The sequence below is a fragment of the Stecheria intestinalis genome (assembly GCF_009696165.1).
In the GTDB taxonomy this organism is placed as follows: Bacteria; Bacillota_I; Bacilli_A; order Erysipelotrichales; family Erysipelotrichaceae; genus Bulleidia; species Bulleidia intestinalis.
Window position 1 is genome coordinate 24281 of record NZ_VUMN01000027.1, and the last position, 16516, is coordinate 40796.

16 protein-coding genes, 1 other RNA gene and 1 pseudogene are annotated in these 16516 nt (G+C 48.2%); 4 read left to right on the forward strand and 14 right to left on the reverse strand.

The features are described 5' to 3' along the window. Positions 1–39 precede the first annotated feature (39 nt). The 4 genes from FYJ51_RS10430 to FYJ51_RS10445 form a co-directional block, all read right to left on the reverse strand. Positions 40–855, reverse strand: a complete 816-nt coding sequence (locus tag FYJ51_RS10430; RefSeq protein WP_154505506.1) for a hypothetical protein — start codon at positions 853–855, stop codon at positions 40–42. Further along, positions 852–1304 carry a ribose 5-phosphate isomerase B gene (gene rpiB / locus FYJ51_RS10435; protein ID WP_105302825.1) on the reverse strand — a complete coding sequence of 151 codons (453 nt, stop codon included), beginning with the start codon at positions 1302–1304 and terminating at the stop codon, positions 852–854. Before rpiB ends, FYJ51_RS10430 begins: the two co-directional genes overlap by 4 nt. Next, the gene (locus FYJ51_RS10440) at positions 1282–2187 is read right to left on the reverse strand and encodes a prolipoprotein diacylglyceryl transferase (RefSeq protein ID WP_105302824.1); all 906 of its coding nucleotides are present in this window, start codon (positions 2185–2187) and stop codon (positions 1282–1284) included. Before FYJ51_RS10440 ends, rpiB begins: the two co-directional genes overlap by 23 nt. A gap of 79 nt (positions 2188–2266) precedes the next feature. Continuing rightward, positions 2267–3028 (reverse strand): DUF308 domain-containing protein, encoded by a 762-nt coding sequence (locus FYJ51_RS10445; RefSeq protein WP_154505508.1) that lies wholly within the window; start codon positions 3026–3028, stop codon positions 2267–2269. A 41-nt stretch (positions 3029–3069) separates the two neighbouring features. Here FYJ51_RS10445 and FYJ51_RS10450 point away from each other — a divergent pair, with 41 nt between their 5' ends. The 3 genes from FYJ51_RS10450 (at position 3070) to FYJ51_RS10460 (ending at position 5570) form a co-directional block, all read left to right on the forward strand. Further along, the gene (locus FYJ51_RS10450) at positions 3070–4011 is read left to right on the forward strand and encodes a D-2-hydroxyacid dehydrogenase (protein ID WP_205946300.1); all 942 of its coding nucleotides are present in this window, start codon (positions 3070–3072) and stop codon (positions 4009–4011) included. Positions 4012–4028: 17 nt separating this feature from the next. Next, entirely contained in the window at positions 4029–4961 is a 933-nt protein-coding gene (locus tag FYJ51_RS10455) for a carbohydrate kinase family protein (protein ID WP_105302821.1), read from the forward strand. Positions 4962–5108: 147 nt separating this feature from the next. Further along, positions 5109–5570, forward strand: a complete 462-nt coding sequence (locus FYJ51_RS10460) for a GNAT family N-acetyltransferase (protein WP_105302820.1) — start codon at positions 5109–5111, stop codon at positions 5568–5570. A gap of 178 nt (positions 5571–5748) precedes the next feature. Here FYJ51_RS10460 and FYJ51_RS10465 read toward each other — a convergent pair whose 3' ends face one another. The 5 genes and pseudogenes from FYJ51_RS10465 to FYJ51_RS10490 form a co-directional block, all read right to left on the reverse strand. Then, positions 5749–6414, reverse strand: coding sequence for a class II aldolase/adducin family protein (locus FYJ51_RS10465; protein WP_154505512.1), 666 nt, complete (start codon positions 6412–6414; stop codon positions 5749–5751). Between the two features lie 4 nt (positions 6415–6418). Continuing rightward, the gene (locus FYJ51_RS10470; RefSeq protein ID WP_154505514.1) at positions 6419–7546 is read right to left on the reverse strand and encodes an alanyl-tRNA editing protein; all 1128 of its coding nucleotides are present in this window, start codon (positions 7544–7546) and stop codon (positions 6419–6421) included. A gap of 236 nt (positions 7547–7782) precedes the next feature. After that, positions 7783–8193 (reverse strand): annotated as a pseudogene (locus tag FYJ51_RS13760) (Mbeg1-like protein); the annotation flags it as partial. Between the two features lie 58 nt (positions 8194–8251). Continuing rightward, entirely contained in the window at positions 8252–9025 is a 774-nt protein-coding gene (locus tag FYJ51_RS10485; protein WP_154505518.1) for a family 1 encapsulin nanocompartment shell protein, read from the reverse strand. A gap of 5 nt (positions 9026–9030) precedes the next feature. Further along, complete coding sequence (locus FYJ51_RS10490; RefSeq protein WP_154505520.1) at positions 9031–9387, reverse strand: ubiquinone biosynthesis protein COQ7; 357 nt, start codon at positions 9385–9387, stop codon at positions 9031–9033. Positions 9388–9700: 313 nt separating this feature from the next. Here FYJ51_RS10490 and FYJ51_RS10495 point away from each other — a divergent pair, with 313 nt between their 5' ends. Further along, the gene (locus tag FYJ51_RS10495) at positions 9701–10873 is read left to right on the forward strand and encodes an MFS transporter (RefSeq protein ID WP_154505522.1); all 1173 of its coding nucleotides are present in this window, start codon (positions 9701–9703) and stop codon (positions 10871–10873) included. 27 nt (positions 10874–10900) lie between these two features. Here FYJ51_RS10495 and FYJ51_RS10500 read toward each other — a convergent pair whose 3' ends face one another. The 5 genes from FYJ51_RS10500 to rnr all read right to left on the reverse strand — a co-directional run bounded on the left by FYJ51_RS10500 (position 10901) and on the right by rnr (position 16374). Further along, positions 10901–11380: a helix-turn-helix domain-containing protein gene (locus FYJ51_RS10500; protein ID WP_154505524.1), complete on the reverse strand. Its 480-nt coding sequence runs from the start codon at positions 11378–11380 to the stop codon at positions 10901–10903. Positions 11381–11595: 215 nt separating this feature from the next. Next, entirely contained in the window at positions 11596–13071 is a 1476-nt protein-coding gene (locus tag FYJ51_RS10505) for a C69 family dipeptidase (RefSeq protein WP_154505526.1), read from the reverse strand. 150 nt (positions 13072–13221) lie between these two features. Further along, positions 13222–13581: a transfer-messenger RNA gene (gene ssrA, locus FYJ51_RS10510) on the reverse strand. Between the two features lie 68 nt (positions 13582–13649). Beyond that, on the reverse strand, positions 13650–14117 hold the full coding sequence (gene smpB / locus FYJ51_RS10515) for an SsrA-binding protein SmpB (protein ID WP_154505528.1): 468 nt from the start codon (positions 14115–14117) through the stop codon (positions 13650–13652). Beyond that, on the reverse strand, positions 14095–16374 hold the full coding sequence (gene rnr, locus FYJ51_RS10520; protein ID WP_154505529.1) for a ribonuclease R: 2280 nt from the start codon (positions 16372–16374) through the stop codon (positions 14095–14097). Before rnr ends, smpB begins: the two co-directional genes overlap by 23 nt. Positions 16375–16516 lie beyond the last annotated feature (142 nt).

The window sequence follows — 16516 nt, forward strand, 5'->3', positions numbered from 1 at the left end:
GCATGTGAGCTTCAGAAACTCGAGTTGTCGGAAACCTATTCAATGAAGAGAATACTCAAACAGGATGGTTTCTTCCAGGTTGTCAAACGAACCGACAGATGCTTTCACCTGAACCGGATACGTGCCATCTGACTTTGTATCGCTGAAATTCGTATAATAATTCGTTTCTGAGCCTTCTGCAGACCTGGTGACTACCTTGAAGAAAGCCTCCGCCTTAACCGATACGCCTTCAGAATTCTTCTGTTCTACCGTTGCAGGATTTTCCAGCAGCTGCACATCGATGAGCTTCCGGTCAGGGCCATCGATCACCAATGTCCGCAATATGCTGTAAACACCTTGCTTTGCCATACGTGAGAAGTCATTGTATGCCGGTTCGTTCAGAGCAATTCCATTCTGAATCACAAACCAGCCTTTCTCTTCTGCATCTTCTGCAGAAATGGAGAGATCTGCTTCTGAAATATCTCCGATCGCCCACGCTACTTCGTCATCATCTGTCCATCCTCTGCAGGCATTTCCGGAAACATAGTGGTACTGCACGGAAGAAGGAATACCGGATGAAGCATCATATCCGCTGAAAGACACATCGTTATCTGCATCGTAGTAGTAAGTATTGCCGCGGCAGGTTACTTCTTCATAGGAATGCATGGCATTCGCAGAATCTTTTCCTGCTGCATATGCACTGCGGATGCTTGCGAACGTAAGCGAAGAACCATCATCTGAGACAAACCATGAGGCAAACGGAATCCGCCACTTCCGGCCTTCTCCATCCCTGCTCTCCACAGTGATAAAGGGCATGAAATACAGTGCCGTCATAGCTGCCAGGATGATGCAGATCCATCTGACAGGTTTATTCATTTCTCACGATTTCTGCGCTCGATATCCATGATTTCATTGACTCTGCGTTCATGGCGTCCGCCCTCGAACTCAGTCGTCATGAATTCATCAATGATCATCTTTGCCAATTCGATCCCGATGACTCGATCGCCGAAGCAGAGAATCTGACAGTTATTATGCAGGCGGGAATACTTTGCAGAATAAGGCTCGCTGCAGATGCATGCACGGATTCCTGCAACTTTATTGCAGGCAAGGCCGATGCCGACACCAGTCCCGCAGATACCGATCCCGCGGTCAACTTCACCTGCTGCTACTGCATTTGCAAGCTTTTCCCCCCAGATCGGATAGTCTGTAGATTCTGTGCTGTCAGTTCCGTAGTTCACCACTTCATAGCCTTTCGACTTCAGATACTCCACGACTTCATTCTTCATCTCAACACCAGAGTGGTCATTCGCAATTCCGATTTTCATTAGATGATTCTCCTTCCTTCCGGCCGGCAGAGATTTCTTCTACCTGCGCATTGATTGCATCATGAACTTCCTGTTTTTTTTCTTCCGTAACAGACTTATCCAGAGTTCCTTCCATCAGAACCGTCTTCTTCTGATTCTTTGTCCGAGTGCGGCTCATAAGCAGGAGAATGACCCCCGCAGCAGCAGTAAAGATGCTGATGAACTGAGACGTAGAAAGCACTCCGATGAACCCGCGGATCGTATCGCCGCGGAAGAATTCAACCACAAACCTTCCGGCACTATACAGAATCAGATACCACGCTGCAGTTTCATTCCTGCGGCTGCTGTCCTTGTAAATCGTATACAGAATATAGAACAGCACAAAGTCTCCGAAAGAAGAAATCAGCTGCGTCGGAATCAGCCTGACCCCTGCCGGGGCTTCCGAACCAGCCGGAAACACCAGGCTGAATTTCGAATCCGTCACTTTTCCATAGCAGCACCCCGCAAAGAAGCAGCCGATACGGCCGAATGCCTGTGCAAGTGCAACCTCCGGAAACAGAAGATTCACATAGCCCATGAAATCCAGCTTCTTATATCTGCACCAAAGCCATGCGCCGAAAATACCGCCGAGAATGCCGCCGTATACAACCCAGCCGCTGGAACCCAGATAGGTCAGAGGATCCTGGATGAAATCGTTCCAGTTAGTCAGACAGAACAGAAGCTTGGAGAAGAAGTAACCGGAAATCAGACAGACAAATACCAGATTATCCACTTCATTCGGATTCAAACCGTACTTCTTCGCCTGTTTTTCGCCAAGCCAGAATGCCAGCAGGATTCCGATTGCGATCATGACTCCGTATCCGTGAATAGTGAAATTTCCAATCGTTAACCAGTTATTGTACATTCATAACCTCCGTTCTTCATTTTATGATATTTGCCTGCTAAAGCAAAGAAAAACGCCGGCATTCCTGCCGGCATCCAGATCAATCTCTGCGAGAATCCTTTTCTTCGTACTCAGCGTCAATCGTACCGGAATCTGATTCAGAATCGTCAGAAACCGGAATATCTTCCGGCTGGTGAAGAGGAGCACCGGTTTCAGAGTCCATCACATCTCCATTCAGCACCTTAGCTGCCTGCTCTGCTTTGCCGATGAATTTTCTGATCTTGGAAGAAAGTGTAATCGTGAAATAGAGATCAGTAATCCCGCAGTAGATCAGACATGCACCGATGATCTGATAGAGCAAGGTATTCGCANAAAGCAGGTTGAAGAGAATCACCAGCCCAAGCACGATGGAAATCGATGCCATAATGAGATAGACCCAGCTCTTCGGATACCCCATCCGGATGGCATCAATGCCATCCTGCAGCTTCAGGAAACCGCTGCTGATGATCATGATGCCCATGATGAACGGAATCATCGTCTGGAATATCGTCTTCTCCTTAACGATCAGAATACCAAGCAGAATCCATACAATGCCGAACACGAAATCATTGCGGAACAGCGAATCCTGCAGATCCATCATGAAATAGCTGATCATCAGCACTGCACCATAGACCATCATGCCGATGCCGACCAGATTGCAGACCAAGTCTGCAACATTCTGCGGATAGAACAGCAGAAGAAGACCGGCAATCAGGTAGAGCACAGCAGCAATCATCGACTGCCACTTGAAGTGTTTCAGTTTTCTCATAATAACATCCTCCCTTTGAATCATAAGAGTTTCCGGATAGATTTCAATCAACATATGACGATTTGCGTCTAATCGCCTGTGTTAGAATAATGCCTATGAAAAAGCATACTCTAGTAACCCTTCTGCTTGAGCAGAAAACCATCGATGCCATGAATGGCATTGATGGCTATGAATACCGGTTCAGAAAACCAGAGGAGGTCACTGCCGATGACCTTTCCTGGGCAGAAATCATTGTCGGAGATCCGACCATGGAGCAGATTCGCATGGCTGAGCATCTGGAATGGATCCAGACAGATTCTGCCGGAGTCGACCGCTATCGCAGTCTGGACCCGCAGATCGTCTTGTCGAATGCCTATGGAGCTTATGGTCCAGGCATTGCAGAATTCATGACTGCCTGCATTCTGATGACAGATAAGAAGCTGAATCGCTATGTCAAAGCACAGGCAGATCACTCCTGGAAGAATCTCGGCTACGGGATCGGCATCGAGAACATGAAGGTTCTTTCGGTTGGCATGGGCTCAATTGGTTCTGAGTTTCTGAAACGCATGCATGCACTCGGAGCTAAGTGCTATGGCGTCCGCCGATCTGTTCATGAAGTTCCGGAATTTGCGGAAGCCGTATATCAGACCAGCGATCTGAAACAGATTCTTCCGGAAATGGATGCTGTTGCTCTCAGCCTTCCGGAAACGCCCGACACGATTCACCTGTTTGACAGGGAAATGCTTTCCTGCACGAAACGCGGCAGCATCCTCATGAATGTCGGCAGAGGCACTGCGATTGATCAGACTGCTCTTCTCAGCTTCACCCGCCAGCACTGGTTTTCGGCAGTGATTCTCGATGTTACCGAACCGGAACCGCTGCCGAAGAACAACCCGCTCTGGAATGAAGAAGATGTCATCATCACGCCTCACATCAGCGGAAGATATCATAATCCGCTCAATTATGACCGGGTCAGTGCAGTGATTCTCGAGAACCTGAAACATGCAGCGGCCGGTGAGCCTCTGAAGCATGTCATTGACCTCAAGAAGGGCTACTGAAACACAGGAGGGGACAGATGGGAATTGTCGTAATAGGAGCAGTATTCGTGGATATCAAAGGATATCCGCTCGGCAAATACGTACCGGACGGAAGAAACGCCGGCCGGGTTGTCCAGGTTCATGGCGGTGTCAGCCGCAATGTCGCTGAAGACATCGCAAACGTCGAACTCAGGCCGACCTTTCTGAGCGTCGTCGATGATACCGGAACCGGCGAAGACGTCATTCATAAACTTCAGCGGCATAAAGTCGTGACAGATTATATTCAGAAAGTCCCAGGAGGTCTTGGCACCTGGCTTGCAATCTTCGATCAGGATGGCGATGTTGTCGGATCCATCTCTCAGCGTCCGGATCTTTCCGTGCTCAGTGACGTCCTTGCGGAACATGGCGATGAGATCTTCCGCGATTGCGACAGTGTAGTAGTCGAGATCGATATGGCTTCCTCCCTCCTCAAGCAGATTTTCGATCTTGCCGACAGGTATCATAAAGTCGTCTATGCAGTCGTTTCCAATATGTCCATTGCATTGGAGCGCAGAGATCTTATGATGCGCACCGGCTGCGTTGTATGCAATCAGGAAGAAGCCGGGCTCCTGTTTTCCGACGATTTCACCGGCATGACTCCAGAAGAACTTGCTCCGATCATCTACCGTAAAGCATGCACTGCGCAATATCGCAGAGTTGTCGTGACGATGGGAAAAAGCGGAGCAGTCTATGCAGAGCCCGATATCGGATGCGGAGTATGTCCTGCTCAGGAAACAGCTGTCATCGATACTGCCGGATGCGGGGACGCATTCTTTGCCGGAGTCACGATAGGACTCACCTATGGCAAGAAGCTGAAAGAAGCATGTGAGATCGGAACAAGACTTGCTTCCTCCGTCATCGCAACAAAAGAAAATGTCTGTCCGAGATTCCGGCCTGAAGAATTCGGCCTGTTCCCGGGAAGAAACTGCTAGAGGCTGCGGAAGGGCAGGGATTCATAAAACAGTTGCATTCCCGGCAGATGTTTCTGACGGGAATGTTCATGTATATTGTGTATATTTCATCGATTTGATAGAAAAGACTTAACAATTCGACAAGCTTAAATTTGACGAGATAGGGAAATGCTTGAATTATATAAGCCTCATATTGAGGACTTGTGGTTTAAGGAAAAAATGATGAGTGATGAGCAGACGATGGCTTACAACCATGCCTGCGGAGGCACAATTCCATTCCCTAAAGAATATTGGGCAGATTGGCATGACAGATGGATCATAAACCACAATAACAAACGCTTTTACAGATACATTAAAGATAATGGCACTTTTATTGGCGAGGCAGCATATCATTTTGACGAAGAACGGCAGATTTATATTGCTGACGTGATCATTTATGCCCCGTACCGAGGAAAGGGATACGGCCGCAACGGACTATTGCTTTTATGTGAAACGGCAAAAGACAACGGCATCATGGAACTCTATGACGATATTGCTATAGACAATTCTTCTGTTGCACTATTCCTTAAATGTGGGTTTGTGGAAGTTCTGCGAACCACCGAGTACGTTTTAGTAAAAAAGGAATTGTGAGCAGCCAATTCCAATTTGTTGAACAGATAAAGGGTGCACTTCTATACGCCGCCCGGTGTAGTGCGTTGAGTACGATTATGCACTGCGCCGGTGCATAACACGAAAAACCGACCTATGATCGTAATCATAGGTCGATTTACTGTTTTATGGACACCTGCCAAATCTGCAGCCTCTTTTTTTACTTTCCAAGATGGATTTCTGCAGGATAGCCCCACTTCTGCAGTTCCTCTGCAGGAAGCACCTCAGGTTCTTTTCCCTGATTCAGCAGCAGGGCATGTTCATACAATTCTGCAATCTCTTCTACATAGCATGCCTTGAGATATGCCTCTTCAATACTTGCTTCATCGACCGTCACATCACCATGAGCCTGCAGCAGGAACGCATCATGATGCTTCACCGGCTCAATGACCGATTCTGCTAATGCCATAGTCCCCGGTCTTGCATAGGGAGCGACCGGGATGATTTCATCCGCATTGCCAAGATGGAACATCTCATACACCAATGCAGGAATCGGCTTATTCAGCACTGCAAATACCGTAGCAAATTTGGAATGCGTATGCACGATTGCGGTTACATCCTTCCTTGTGCGGTAGATCGCCAGGTGCATCATCGCTTCGCTGGTCGGTTTAAGTCCATTGACCGATTCCACCACTTCTGCATCCATATTCATGACTACCATATCCTGAAGCACCATCTTCTCCCGATCCACTCCGGTCGGCGTGATCACAACCAGGCCGCTCTCCAGGTCTCTGGCAGAGAAATTCCCAGACTTATGCCTGCATAGTCCATCTCTCTGAGCCGTCTTTGCGACCTCCATCACCTGTTCTTTCAGTTCTTCCAGCATCCTGTTACTGTCCTCTCTTTTCTTTCATAATTGCTTCTGCCGCAGCCGCAAAATCCGCTTTGCTGAGTTCGCTTCTTCCGCTTACGATCTTCGGGCTTCCGCCTCCTGAACATCCTGTCTTCTGCTTCAGAATTTCCAGAAAGTCACGTGCTTTCTGGTCTGGTGACACGATAGCAAAGTCAATCAGACTACCTGCGGAATAGATCATCGTCGTGTACTTTGCCACCCTTCCATATTCCTGTGAGAACACTCTCAGCTTCTGACTCTGATTCTTTCCGAGGTCAATGATCAGAGGCTCTTTCTCTGCATATTCAGCTGCTTCATATCTGCAGAGACTCCTGGTCAGATCCTGAAGCTCTGCCTTCTGCTTCTTATTGTTTTCAAAGAGCTTCTCCAGTTTCTCTGGCAGCTCACTGATGCCGGTATTCAGAATTCCGGCAAGCTCATGCAGAAGACGGTCTTCCCTGACCAGCATCCAGTCAGCTGCTCTGCTGCAGGCAAAATAGATTCTGGTACCTGAGCTGATATGCTCGCTGTGAAGCAGCACAAAGCTTCCGATCTCTCCCGTATGATTTACATGCGGCGTTCCGCATGGCTGCTGATCCAGCCCTTTGATCGTAACGATCCGCACCTGGTCATATTTCGCATATTCAGGATCCGGATACTCTCTTCCCTTCACATACGAAAAGGTCACCGGCACATCCATTTCGATTGCGTGATTGATATAGCTCTGCACTTCTTCCAGATGAGATGGAGGCAGATCTCTTGTATTGATGTCATAGTAGGAATTCTCCGGATTCACATTTGTGGATGAAATCAGAATTCCTTTCTTTCGGTAATACGTATCCAGAATATGAAGCGCTGTCTGGGGAGCAGTTACCGCCAGCCGGTATTCTGCATCCAATTCCATGACAATCGGATTATGCAGAATTCCATTCACATGATGCCAGAGCTCCTCTCCCTCCCAGTAAAGTCCATCCACGTTCAAGCCATTGATCGTTCCACGATCATCAGGCATCCCGCCTTTTTCGCCATAAAACACCGTATCGGCAAAGCGATACCACCCATCCTTCTCGTCAGCGATTTCCGTTACACAGGAAACACGCTCATAATGATCATACCTTCCCTGCATTCATATCCTCCTTTGCTGATCTTGCAATCTGGATCATCCGAACTCCGCCATCTGCAATCAGAATTGATCCGAGCGAAACCATATATCAGTCGATTCCCCGGTCCATAGCAGCCAGAATATCCCCTCCGGAAACACCGAACAGAATCCCTGCAGCCAGGATCAGAATTGCTCTGCCTGCCATCGTTCATACAGATTCTGACAATCTGATTCTGTTTTTCCCTGCCTAGCATTGCAGAACAGTACAGCACCAGATTTGCGCCTTCGGAATGTCCTCCGATCAGATATCGCCGTTCCGGTTTCATCACATGTTCTGCATAGCTCAGGGCGTACTGCTGGGAAATGGTCTTTGCAAAGGGAATCATGAAATCTTCCATTCACTCCGCTATAGAAGTATCTGTTCCCCGGAAAGAAAGATAAGGGCACCGCTCATTCAGAACTATTTCAACTGCTCCGAACTGACATGCATGCTTCTCATCAAAATGATCCTCATAGTTTCTGAGAACCAGTCTTCCGGACCTTTCCGTATCAGCTGCAAGCATGAAATGATCAGTATCGCTGAATGTATCTTCTGCAAGCGGAATATTCCGGTGCCAGAGCAGGTAATCCTTCAGCGTATCCATAATAGCCCTTCTTTCGCCCAGGACCATCTTAACATGAAAAGGACTGCTTCCCGCAGTCCTTTTGTCATAGACCGATCCGTGTCTTCTATCCCTGATAAACAACTACTGCATTCGGATTTTTCAGTCTCAGGAGAACCGTCTCGAATACCCGGAAATCATGATTCATTTCTGAAGATCCGAGGTATCCGGTCACAAGATCCTGTCCGATCGCAAGATCCATGTTCTGCTCATCCGGCGCTGCCAGCAGAGCAGTCTTTGCCGGAAGTACCGGTGACTGATAAATCTTTCCTTCAATCAGCGCACTGATTCTCTGACTTTCCAGGGTACCGGTGCCAGGCTGAATCCGCTGCAGCATTGCAAAGACATCCGGACTCACCACCAGAACCTTTGAACCATAGGTACGATGTTCCAGCATGAACTGCAGGCCGGCAGAGACTGCCGCAAATGCATGTTCATCTTTATCCCAATTCTGCATCTTGATCGTCTTGCCAGGCTTGCTGACAAGACCAGCCGCACCCGTCTCTTCGTCTCCGAGGAAAATGAGCTTATCCTCATTCAGAGCCGTATTCACTGCCGCAGAAACTGCCTCGGAATAAGACATCGGCACATTGAGCCGTTCTGAAGTCTCCAGTTCTCTCCAGCCCAGCGTGAAATCAGAAGAGAGCTCCGTCAGCATTGCAAACTGCTTTTTTCCATCTTTTACGATCTCAGCTGCCGGTACCCCTGCCCCAAGCGGGCCATAGATATTCAGAAATCTTCTGCCTGTCAGCACAGAACGTGCTGCTGCTACTACTTTTTCATCAATTGCTTTCCATTGTGCCTCTGAAAGCTTGCTGTCACTTCTCATCAGGAATTCCATATGATTTATTCCTCCTTCATGCTTCCTACTGTCACCTGACTCACGCCGGGAATCTCTGCCGGCTTGATGCCAAGTTCTTCCAGCATTTCTAATACTTCCTTCTCACCAGACGCATACAGGTCTCCCTCTTTCGGATCCAGATACTTCAGCAGAGTCAGAAGTTCTCCCATATGTGTCTTTTCTTCATCACGAATGTCAGAGAGCACTGCTTTCGCAACCGGATCATCGGTTGCCTGAACGTGTGCATCATACCCATAGATCGCTTCCAGTTCTCCGGAGAGATCTGCCCGAATTGCCTGCACCAGTTCCTCTTTTGTCATCTTGCGCTCTACATTTGCTGAAAACGGATTGCCAAACATCATTCATTACCTCCTTTGAGAATGAGAAGCAGATCTGCAATATTCCAGTCTGCTCTCCTTATCTTGCAATAACACTATAGCATGGAAGCCAGACCATGAATTGCGAAAATTACTTCATTTTTTATCTTATTTACCTGATTAATTCATTTTAGGATAATTATTGTCCGATTTTAATGCATGATCTTCCTCAGAAACAGATTCTATGCAATTTATTTTCCTGCTCAGCACCAGAGAAAAAAATCCTTCCTCTTCCCGCATGAATCATCTCTAGGTAATAGAATATAAGAAAGCGCTTAAGCTTCAGAAAGAAGATTCTATGAAAAAAGAGACAATCCAGTGTTTTCTGATGGATGGCCTGTTCTGGGCAATCATGGCCATCTTCTACGGATATTTAACGTATTACCTGAGATCGATCGGGTATTCCAGTGCCCAGATCGGCATCATGACCGCAATCGGAAGCATCCTTTCTGCTCTGACGCAGAACGTTCTCGGAACTCTGAATGACAAAGGCGGCTGGTGGAACTGGAAGCGGATCTTCTGTCTCATGCTGGGACTTACTATCCTCTTGCTCGTATGTCTGACGATCATCCATCAGCCAGTGATTGCAGGGACGATATTCATCCTGGCAATGATTTCCGGAAACGGCATGATGCCATTCACAGTCATCATCTGCTTCGAATACTATAACAGCGGCTTCCCGGTCGATTATGGAAAAGCCAGAGCTGGCGGATCTTTGTTCTATGCCATTGCAGTCTATCTGATCGGCGTTCTGACCGAGAAAGCTGGCCCGCTCATGGTGCCGGTTTCCGGAATCATTCTCTGCATTGCCGAAGGAGTGGTACTGATGACGATGAAAGCATCTGGGCAGCAGAGAACCTCAGAAAAAGCAGAAAAGAGAGTCGGAGTGAATGAGATTCGCAGGCGGTATCCGGCATTCTTTCTGATGACGATTGGCCTAGTTCTGCTGTTTGCATTCCACAATGGAACCAATACCTATCTCCTGCCGATTCTGGAACGGGTCGGCGGAGATACCCGGTCACTCGGTACTGCTTTTGCAATCTCGGCAATCACGGAAGTTCCGGTGGAAATATTCATCGAAAAAATCCTGAAGAAGATTTCTGCAGATAAGCTGCTGCTGATTTCAGGCTTCGGATTCTTCTTCAAGGGAATCATGTATCTAGCAGCAGGAAGTGTCGCTGTCATCTATCTTTCCCAGCTGCTTGAAATCGTCTCCTATGCATTCTATTCCGGTGCAGCGCCATATTATGCCAATGAACGGATTGCCCCAGGATATCTTTCCGGTGCTCAGGCAATGATGACTTCCTGCACCATGATCGGGGCTGTGCTTGGCAATCTGACATCGGGATGGATCTATGAAGGCCTTGGCCTTTCCAGCATGATTCTGCTCTGCATCGGATACGCAGCAGCAGGAACACTGATCATCAGCAGCTCTCTGAACTTGGAACGCAAAAAGGGAGCAGCTTCCTGAATCGCTGCTTCCTCGCTTCCCATCACATCAATGAGTTTTCTTTCTGCTGCGCAGATTCAGAACCAGATTGACCGCCAAGGTAATGATTCCAGCGAAAATCAGCAGCCAGCCGATTCCGATCATCCAGAAATTCTCATGCAGGATGCCAGCTTCATCCACATATTCCACGCTAGCACCTTTAATCAGGAACAGCAGTACTCCGGCAATCACAAGTATTGCTCCCGACAAAGAAGCTGCCATATTTCTTTTTGCACGTTTTCCCTCGCTGCCGTCATCAATCAGTTTTTCTGCCATGTCATTCATCGTTTCTTCTCCTCCGAATATGAGCCGGTCCAGGGAGACCTGAAAGGTCCTAGAGATTTCCATCAGCATCTCAATATCAGGAAGATTCTTTCCGTTCTCCCAGTTGGAGATTGCCTGACGAGTCACATGCAGCCGGGCAGCCATCTCTTCCTGAGTCAGATGATTTTCTTTTCTGATTTCTCTGATCTGTTCTGAAAATTCCATGCCTTTTCTCCTTCCGGCTCTTACGGTTTACTCGACACAGTCAGGCTCTTCAAGAAAGCCGTGCTTGCAGTGAGAATTATGCCACGCAAGCAGTGCTTTACAAGCATGGAATCAGGCCATTCAATGATCTGATTTTGAGATGAAAGCAGGCTGATTTCTGCTCTTTCTGCCGTATTGTGAGAAACGTGATGCTACCCTCTCCTCAGGTGTGATCCCTAATTATCCGCTCTGGAATAGTTGTTCTTCATATCCATCGTACGGATCCGGAGGACTTTCGCAAGCACATCATCAGCTTCTTTCTGCACTGCCTTAGCGATTTCCTCATTGGCCTGCTCACGCGTATGAGCAGGTTTTTCAGATCCGAACTCTGCATCAAAGGTATGAATCAGTGCACGAGTTCTCGCATCTGTCTTCCCCTGATAGCGTTCAATCTCCTGCACCGATCCCGCAAAAGAAGCATCTGCCAGCGCAGCAATCAGACGGCTTGTCCAGTGGAAGTTATCAGTCGACACCCGGTCATCTGCTCTGCCGACATACTTCGGAACTGCATCGACATTGGCATACAGCGGAATCATGACATTGAACACATTCGAGGCATAGCATACCCACTCTAATGCCCGGTAAGACTCCGGGAGATAAGGACGGATCTGAATCAGGGACATGAAGTCCGTACGTGAGATTCCGATGGAGCGATACTTTCCCCTCTGCTCCGGATCACCATAGCTTCCATACGGATCATAAGGAGTTCCCTGATAGTGTGAAGACAGAAGATACTTCACATCCTCCGGTGTCACCTTGTTCTCCGGAATCACAGCAAATGGAATATCATCGGACTCCGGCGTGAACTGCGCATTCTCACCATCCCAGCGGTACGTATGCGGGCAGAGGTATCTCCCCATAAACCACGCCCGCGGGGTATTGTAAACATGATCCGCGTCTGAATGACTTCCGAAAGCCTTTCTGGGATTCAGTACGCCATCTCGGGAAAGATCCAGGAAATTATCCGTAATGAATTCCTTCAGATCCCGGGAGCACAGGAAATTCTTTCCCTCACCCAGCGCATCATCCAGATCGAACGTATCCGTGCCGAACTGATTCGGCATGATAATCACCTTATCATCCGGAACCCTCGAAGCAATCCAATGATGACCGCCGATGGTCTCCATATACCAAGCCTCATCCGCATCATTGAAACTGATGCCATTCGGCTCATAGGTACCATACTGCTCCAGAAGATTTCCAAGACGAAGCACACCCTCCCGGGCAGAATGAATATACGGCAGCACCAGCATCACGATATCTTCTTCGCCGATACCACCTGGAGTTTCTTTCTGATTCCCCTTGGCAGGCTGATAGACCACATAAGGATCTGCACCGAGAACACGCGGATTGCTGGTGATCGTCTCCGTTGCAGTGATTCCTACATTCGCTGCATTCACGCCGCTTGCTGCCCAGAGGCCTTCTTTCTTCAGAGACTCTTTTGATGCATTCGGCATTGCCGTGATGCGAAGCGCTTCTTCCGGAAGCGGAATCGAAACCTTCGAAATAACAGAATGATAGACCTGAGGCAGGTCCTTTGGTTCAAAGATCTTCAGATGCTTCAGCGTATAGCCTCCGTCATCATTACGTGCAATCATTGTTGAACCATCATAGCTCGCGTCTTTACCAACCAGAATTGTAGTACATGACATAATCTTATCTACCTCCCTATTCCTCAACCATCATACTCCCATTCCGTGCTGAACCGTGGTTTCTGAACTCTGAGCGTTAAACCGATCTGAATATAAGCCATAGTAAATAAAAAAGGCTTGAAACCAAACGATTCTAAGCCTCTTTTTCGTTAGTGGAGCTGACGGGAGTCGAACCCGTGTCCAAGAATAGTCCCACATTCAGGAATCTACAGTTTATTGCACTGTAAGATAAGACAGCAGACAGAACAGTACACGAATCATCTGCTGAATCTGCCTGTAAATTGTCGGGATCCCCCTACAGGCATCAGGATCACCTTATCCGTTTTGATTACACAATCCGGGCAGAACGGCTAATACACGGATCGGGCGCTGCAGACGCGTCTAGCGTCAATTAAGCAGCGAAAGCAAAGCTTGTGCTATTGTTATTAGCGTTTAAATTTAGTAGTGATTAGGTCACCGCTCCACTGCATCCTGAATCAGACATAAACCTGTCGAAACCATGACAGCCCCATGTAAGAAACGCATCCTAAGATGCGTTATCTTTATAGCATCTGCATCTTGATTTTGCAAGAAGCGGACTAGCGATGAAACTTCAGAGCCTTTTCCATTTCCCGTTTTGCATCGCGAAGCTTCTGGTTCTGGCGCTTATCATAGAGATTCTTGCCCTTTGCTAGGGCAATCTCCATCTTTGCGCGGCCATTCTTCAGGTACATACGTACCGGCACTAACGTATAGCCCTTCAGACGCACCTTGTCATAAAGCTTGCGGATCTCATACTTATGCAGCAGCAGCTTCCGGTCTCGCTCTTCGTCAACATTGAAGATGCTGCCATACGTGTATGCAGAAATATGCATGCCCTTGATCCATGCTTCACCTTTATAGATTGAGATATATGCATCCTTGAACTGCACATGTCCTGCCCGTACGGATTTGATTTCCGTTCCAGTCAGTTCAATGCCGGTTTCATAGGTCTCTTCGAGAAAATAATCATGTCTTGCTCTGCGATTGACCGCTACATTTTTCTCACCGGTATTTTTTTCTGCCATTCTGTTTCCTTCTCGCATCTCTGCCATAGCGGAAATGCTTGCCATAATCGTAAGAGGAATAAGGTTCCTCAACCTGTTCTGACTTCCGTGCCGCTCTGGACCTGGCAGTGTATTTCTTGCCGGCAGAAACCGGAGCAGGCTTTCTGACAGCCTTCATATTCTGCAAGCCGAAGTCTACGGTCTTCGCATCTTTAGAAGCACCAAGCACCTTGATCTTGACCGTCTGGCCTACCCGATATTCGGCTCGTGTACGCTCACCGCGCAGACACATCTTTTTCTCGTCAAAGTGATAGAAGTCATCAGACATCGTATTCACGCGGACCATGCCTTCCACGGTATTCGGAAGCTGCACAAAGAAGCCGAAATTGGTCACCGTCGTGATGATACCCTCGGCAGTCTCGCCGATATGATCCATCATGTACTCTGCTTTCTTCATATCGTCGCAGTCGAATTCTGCATTCTGGCTTGCCCGTTCCCGTTCGCTGGAACTCTCGGAATAGGCCTGCATCTTCTTCTGATCTGCTGAAGGATTTCCCTGGAAATGTTCATAGTCATACTTCCGCAGCATGCGGTGCACGATCAGATCCGGATAACGGCGGATCGGAGAAGTGAAATGCAGATACTCCGGTTCTGCCAATCCGAAATGTCCTGCACACACACTGTCATACCTAGCTTTCGCCATCGTTCTCAGCAACTGCTGGGAAAGAACCGGATATTCCTCCGAATCTTTGCAGCCGAGAAGATACTGCTGAACACTCTTCGGGCTCAGATCCTTAGAAGAGAACGGAACGCCAAGCAGGTACGAAAGCTTCATGAAATCCTGAAGTTTCTTTTTCTGAGGTTCCTCATGAATCCGGTACACGCATGGAAATTCATGTTTATGCATGAAGTCAGCAACACAGACATTTGCCGCAATCATGCAGTCTTCGATCATCTCTTCGGCATGACCATGATGCTTCGGGCGGATCTCATACGGATGTCCCTTTTCATCGCAGAGAATCTCGGATTCCGTCGTATCGAAATCAATCGCACCCTTCTGCTTCCGGTGAGCACGGATCGCATCTGCACACGCTGCCAGAGTCTCAAAGAGATTTCCAAGATGTTCATACTGTGCTTTTCTCTCTGCATTTCCTTGCAGGATTTCATTGACATGATCATAAGTCATCCGCTCAGCAGACCGCATGAAGGATGGATAGAGCTTATAGGATGCAATAGAGCCATCTTTCCTGACCTGCATCTCACAGGTGTTGGTAAGTCTAACCACATGCGGATTCAGGCTGCAGATGCCATTGCTCAGAATATGCGGCAGCATCGGCACGACCCGATCCGTCACATAAGTAGAACAGCCTCTCTTCTCGGCTTCCTGATCCAGCGGGCTTCCTTCTGTCACATAGTGCGAAACATCTGCGATGCTGACTTTCAGCAGCCAGCCATTCTCATTCTCCTGAACTCCCACTGCATCATCGAAGTCCTTGGAATCATTGCCATCGATGGTGACGATGGTATCTTCTGTCAGATTGACTCTTCCTTCCATTTCAGAAGGCTGAACTTCCTGAGGAATTGCTTCTGCCTGCTTCATCGCATCTTCCGGAAATTCCATGACGATGTCATAGTCCAGAAGAACCGAAAGGATATCTACCCCCGGATCGTCTTTATTGCCCAGAGTCTTCACCACTTCCAGATGAAGCGGTGAACCGTATTTCACCACCTGCATCATGACTTTCAGGCCAGGAATCGGGCGAAAGTCAGAAGGAGCAGTGATATCCATTCTGACACTCTGCAGATGAATATCATCTGGCAGGAAACGAAGTCCGTAAACCGTATCCACATAGGTCCCGATCACATGCGTATGCGCACGCTTCAGAACCTTGATTACAGTTCCGGTATAGCTGACTTCTCCGGTTTCCGGATTCAGATCCGGAATCGGCTTTGTCAGAACCGTATCGCCGTTCAGTGCATCTTTCTGATCCGGAACACGGATCAGAATGGATGGCTGATCCGGCCGGTCCACAAACCCCGTGCCGCGCTTGTTGATCTTGAGAATGCCCTTTACATAGCCAGCCTGTTCCAGCGTCTTGTAACGATTATTTGAAGTCCGGATCAGATCATCGTCTTCTTCCATCTGATCCAGAGTCTTTCCGAGTTCCACAATCTCTGCTGATGCTGTCAGCTTCAGGCCATTCTTCAGTCTTTCCCGATCCAGACCGCCCTTGGCAGATTCCAGCAGTTCAAGTATCTGTTTCTTCAGTTCTTCCATCTTTCACTCCTGCAGAATCGAGTAGGAGGATGAGAGCGTGAGCTCTCATCTTTTTTCCTCTCACACCACCGGAGAAGCCGTTCGGCGTCCGGCGGTTCGAAGCACCAACAAATTACATCACTGTTACATGTACCAAGGTAAA

Excerpts from the sequence above, each read along its gene's own strand:
- FYJ51_RS10430 (WP_154505506.1), bottom strand. The coding sequence starts at position 855 with ATGAATAAACCTGTCAGATGGATCTGCATCATCCTGGCAGCTATGACG.
- rpiB (WP_105302825.1), bottom strand. The coding sequence starts at position 1,304 with ATGAAAATCGGAATTGCGAATGACCACTCTGGTGTTGAGATGAAGAAT.
- FYJ51_RS10440 (WP_105302824.1), bottom strand. The coding sequence starts at position 2,187 with ATGTACAATAACTGGTTAACGATTGGAAATTTCACTATTCACGGATAC.
- FYJ51_RS10450 (WP_205946300.1), top strand. The coding sequence starts at position 3,070 with ATGAAAAAGCATACTCTAGTAACCCTTCTGCTTGAGCAGAAAACCATC.
- FYJ51_RS10455 (WP_105302821.1), top strand. The coding sequence starts at position 4,029 with ATGGGAATTGTCGTAATAGGAGCAGTATTCGTGGATATCAAAGGATAT.
- FYJ51_RS10460 (WP_105302820.1), top strand. The coding sequence starts at position 5,109 with ATGCTTGAATTATATAAGCCTCATATTGAGGACTTGTGGTTTAAGGAA.
- FYJ51_RS10465 (WP_154505512.1), bottom strand. The coding sequence starts at position 6,414 with ATGCTGGAAGAACTGAAAGAACAGGTGATGGAGGTCGCAAAGACGGCT.
- FYJ51_RS10470 (WP_154505514.1), bottom strand. The coding sequence starts at position 7,546 with ATGCAGGGAAGGTATGATCATTATGAGCGTGTTTCCTGTGTAACGGAA.
- FYJ51_RS10485 (WP_154505518.1), bottom strand. The coding sequence starts at position 9,025 with ATGGAATTCCTGATGAGAAGTGACAGCAAGCTTTCAGAGGCACAATGG.
- FYJ51_RS10490 (WP_154505520.1), bottom strand. The coding sequence starts at position 9,387 with ATGATGTTTGGCAATCCGTTTTCAGCAAATGTAGAGCGCAAGATGACA.
- FYJ51_RS10495 (WP_154505522.1), top strand. The coding sequence starts at position 9,701 with ATGAAAAAAGAGACAATCCAGTGTTTTCTGATGGATGGCCTGTTCTGG.
- FYJ51_RS10500 (WP_154505524.1), bottom strand. The coding sequence starts at position 11,380 with ATGGAATTTTCAGAACAGATCAGAGAAATCAGAAAAGAAAATCATCTG.
- FYJ51_RS10505 (WP_154505526.1), bottom strand. The coding sequence starts at position 13,071 with ATGTCATGTACTACAATTCTGGTTGGTAAAGACGCGAGCTATGATGGT.
- smpB (WP_154505528.1), bottom strand. The coding sequence starts at position 14,117 with ATGGCAGAAAAAAATACCGGTGAGAAAAATGTAGCGGTCAATCGCAGA.
- rnr (WP_154505529.1), bottom strand. The coding sequence starts at position 16,374 with ATGGAAGAACTGAAGAAACAGATACTTGAACTGCTGGAATCTGCCAAG.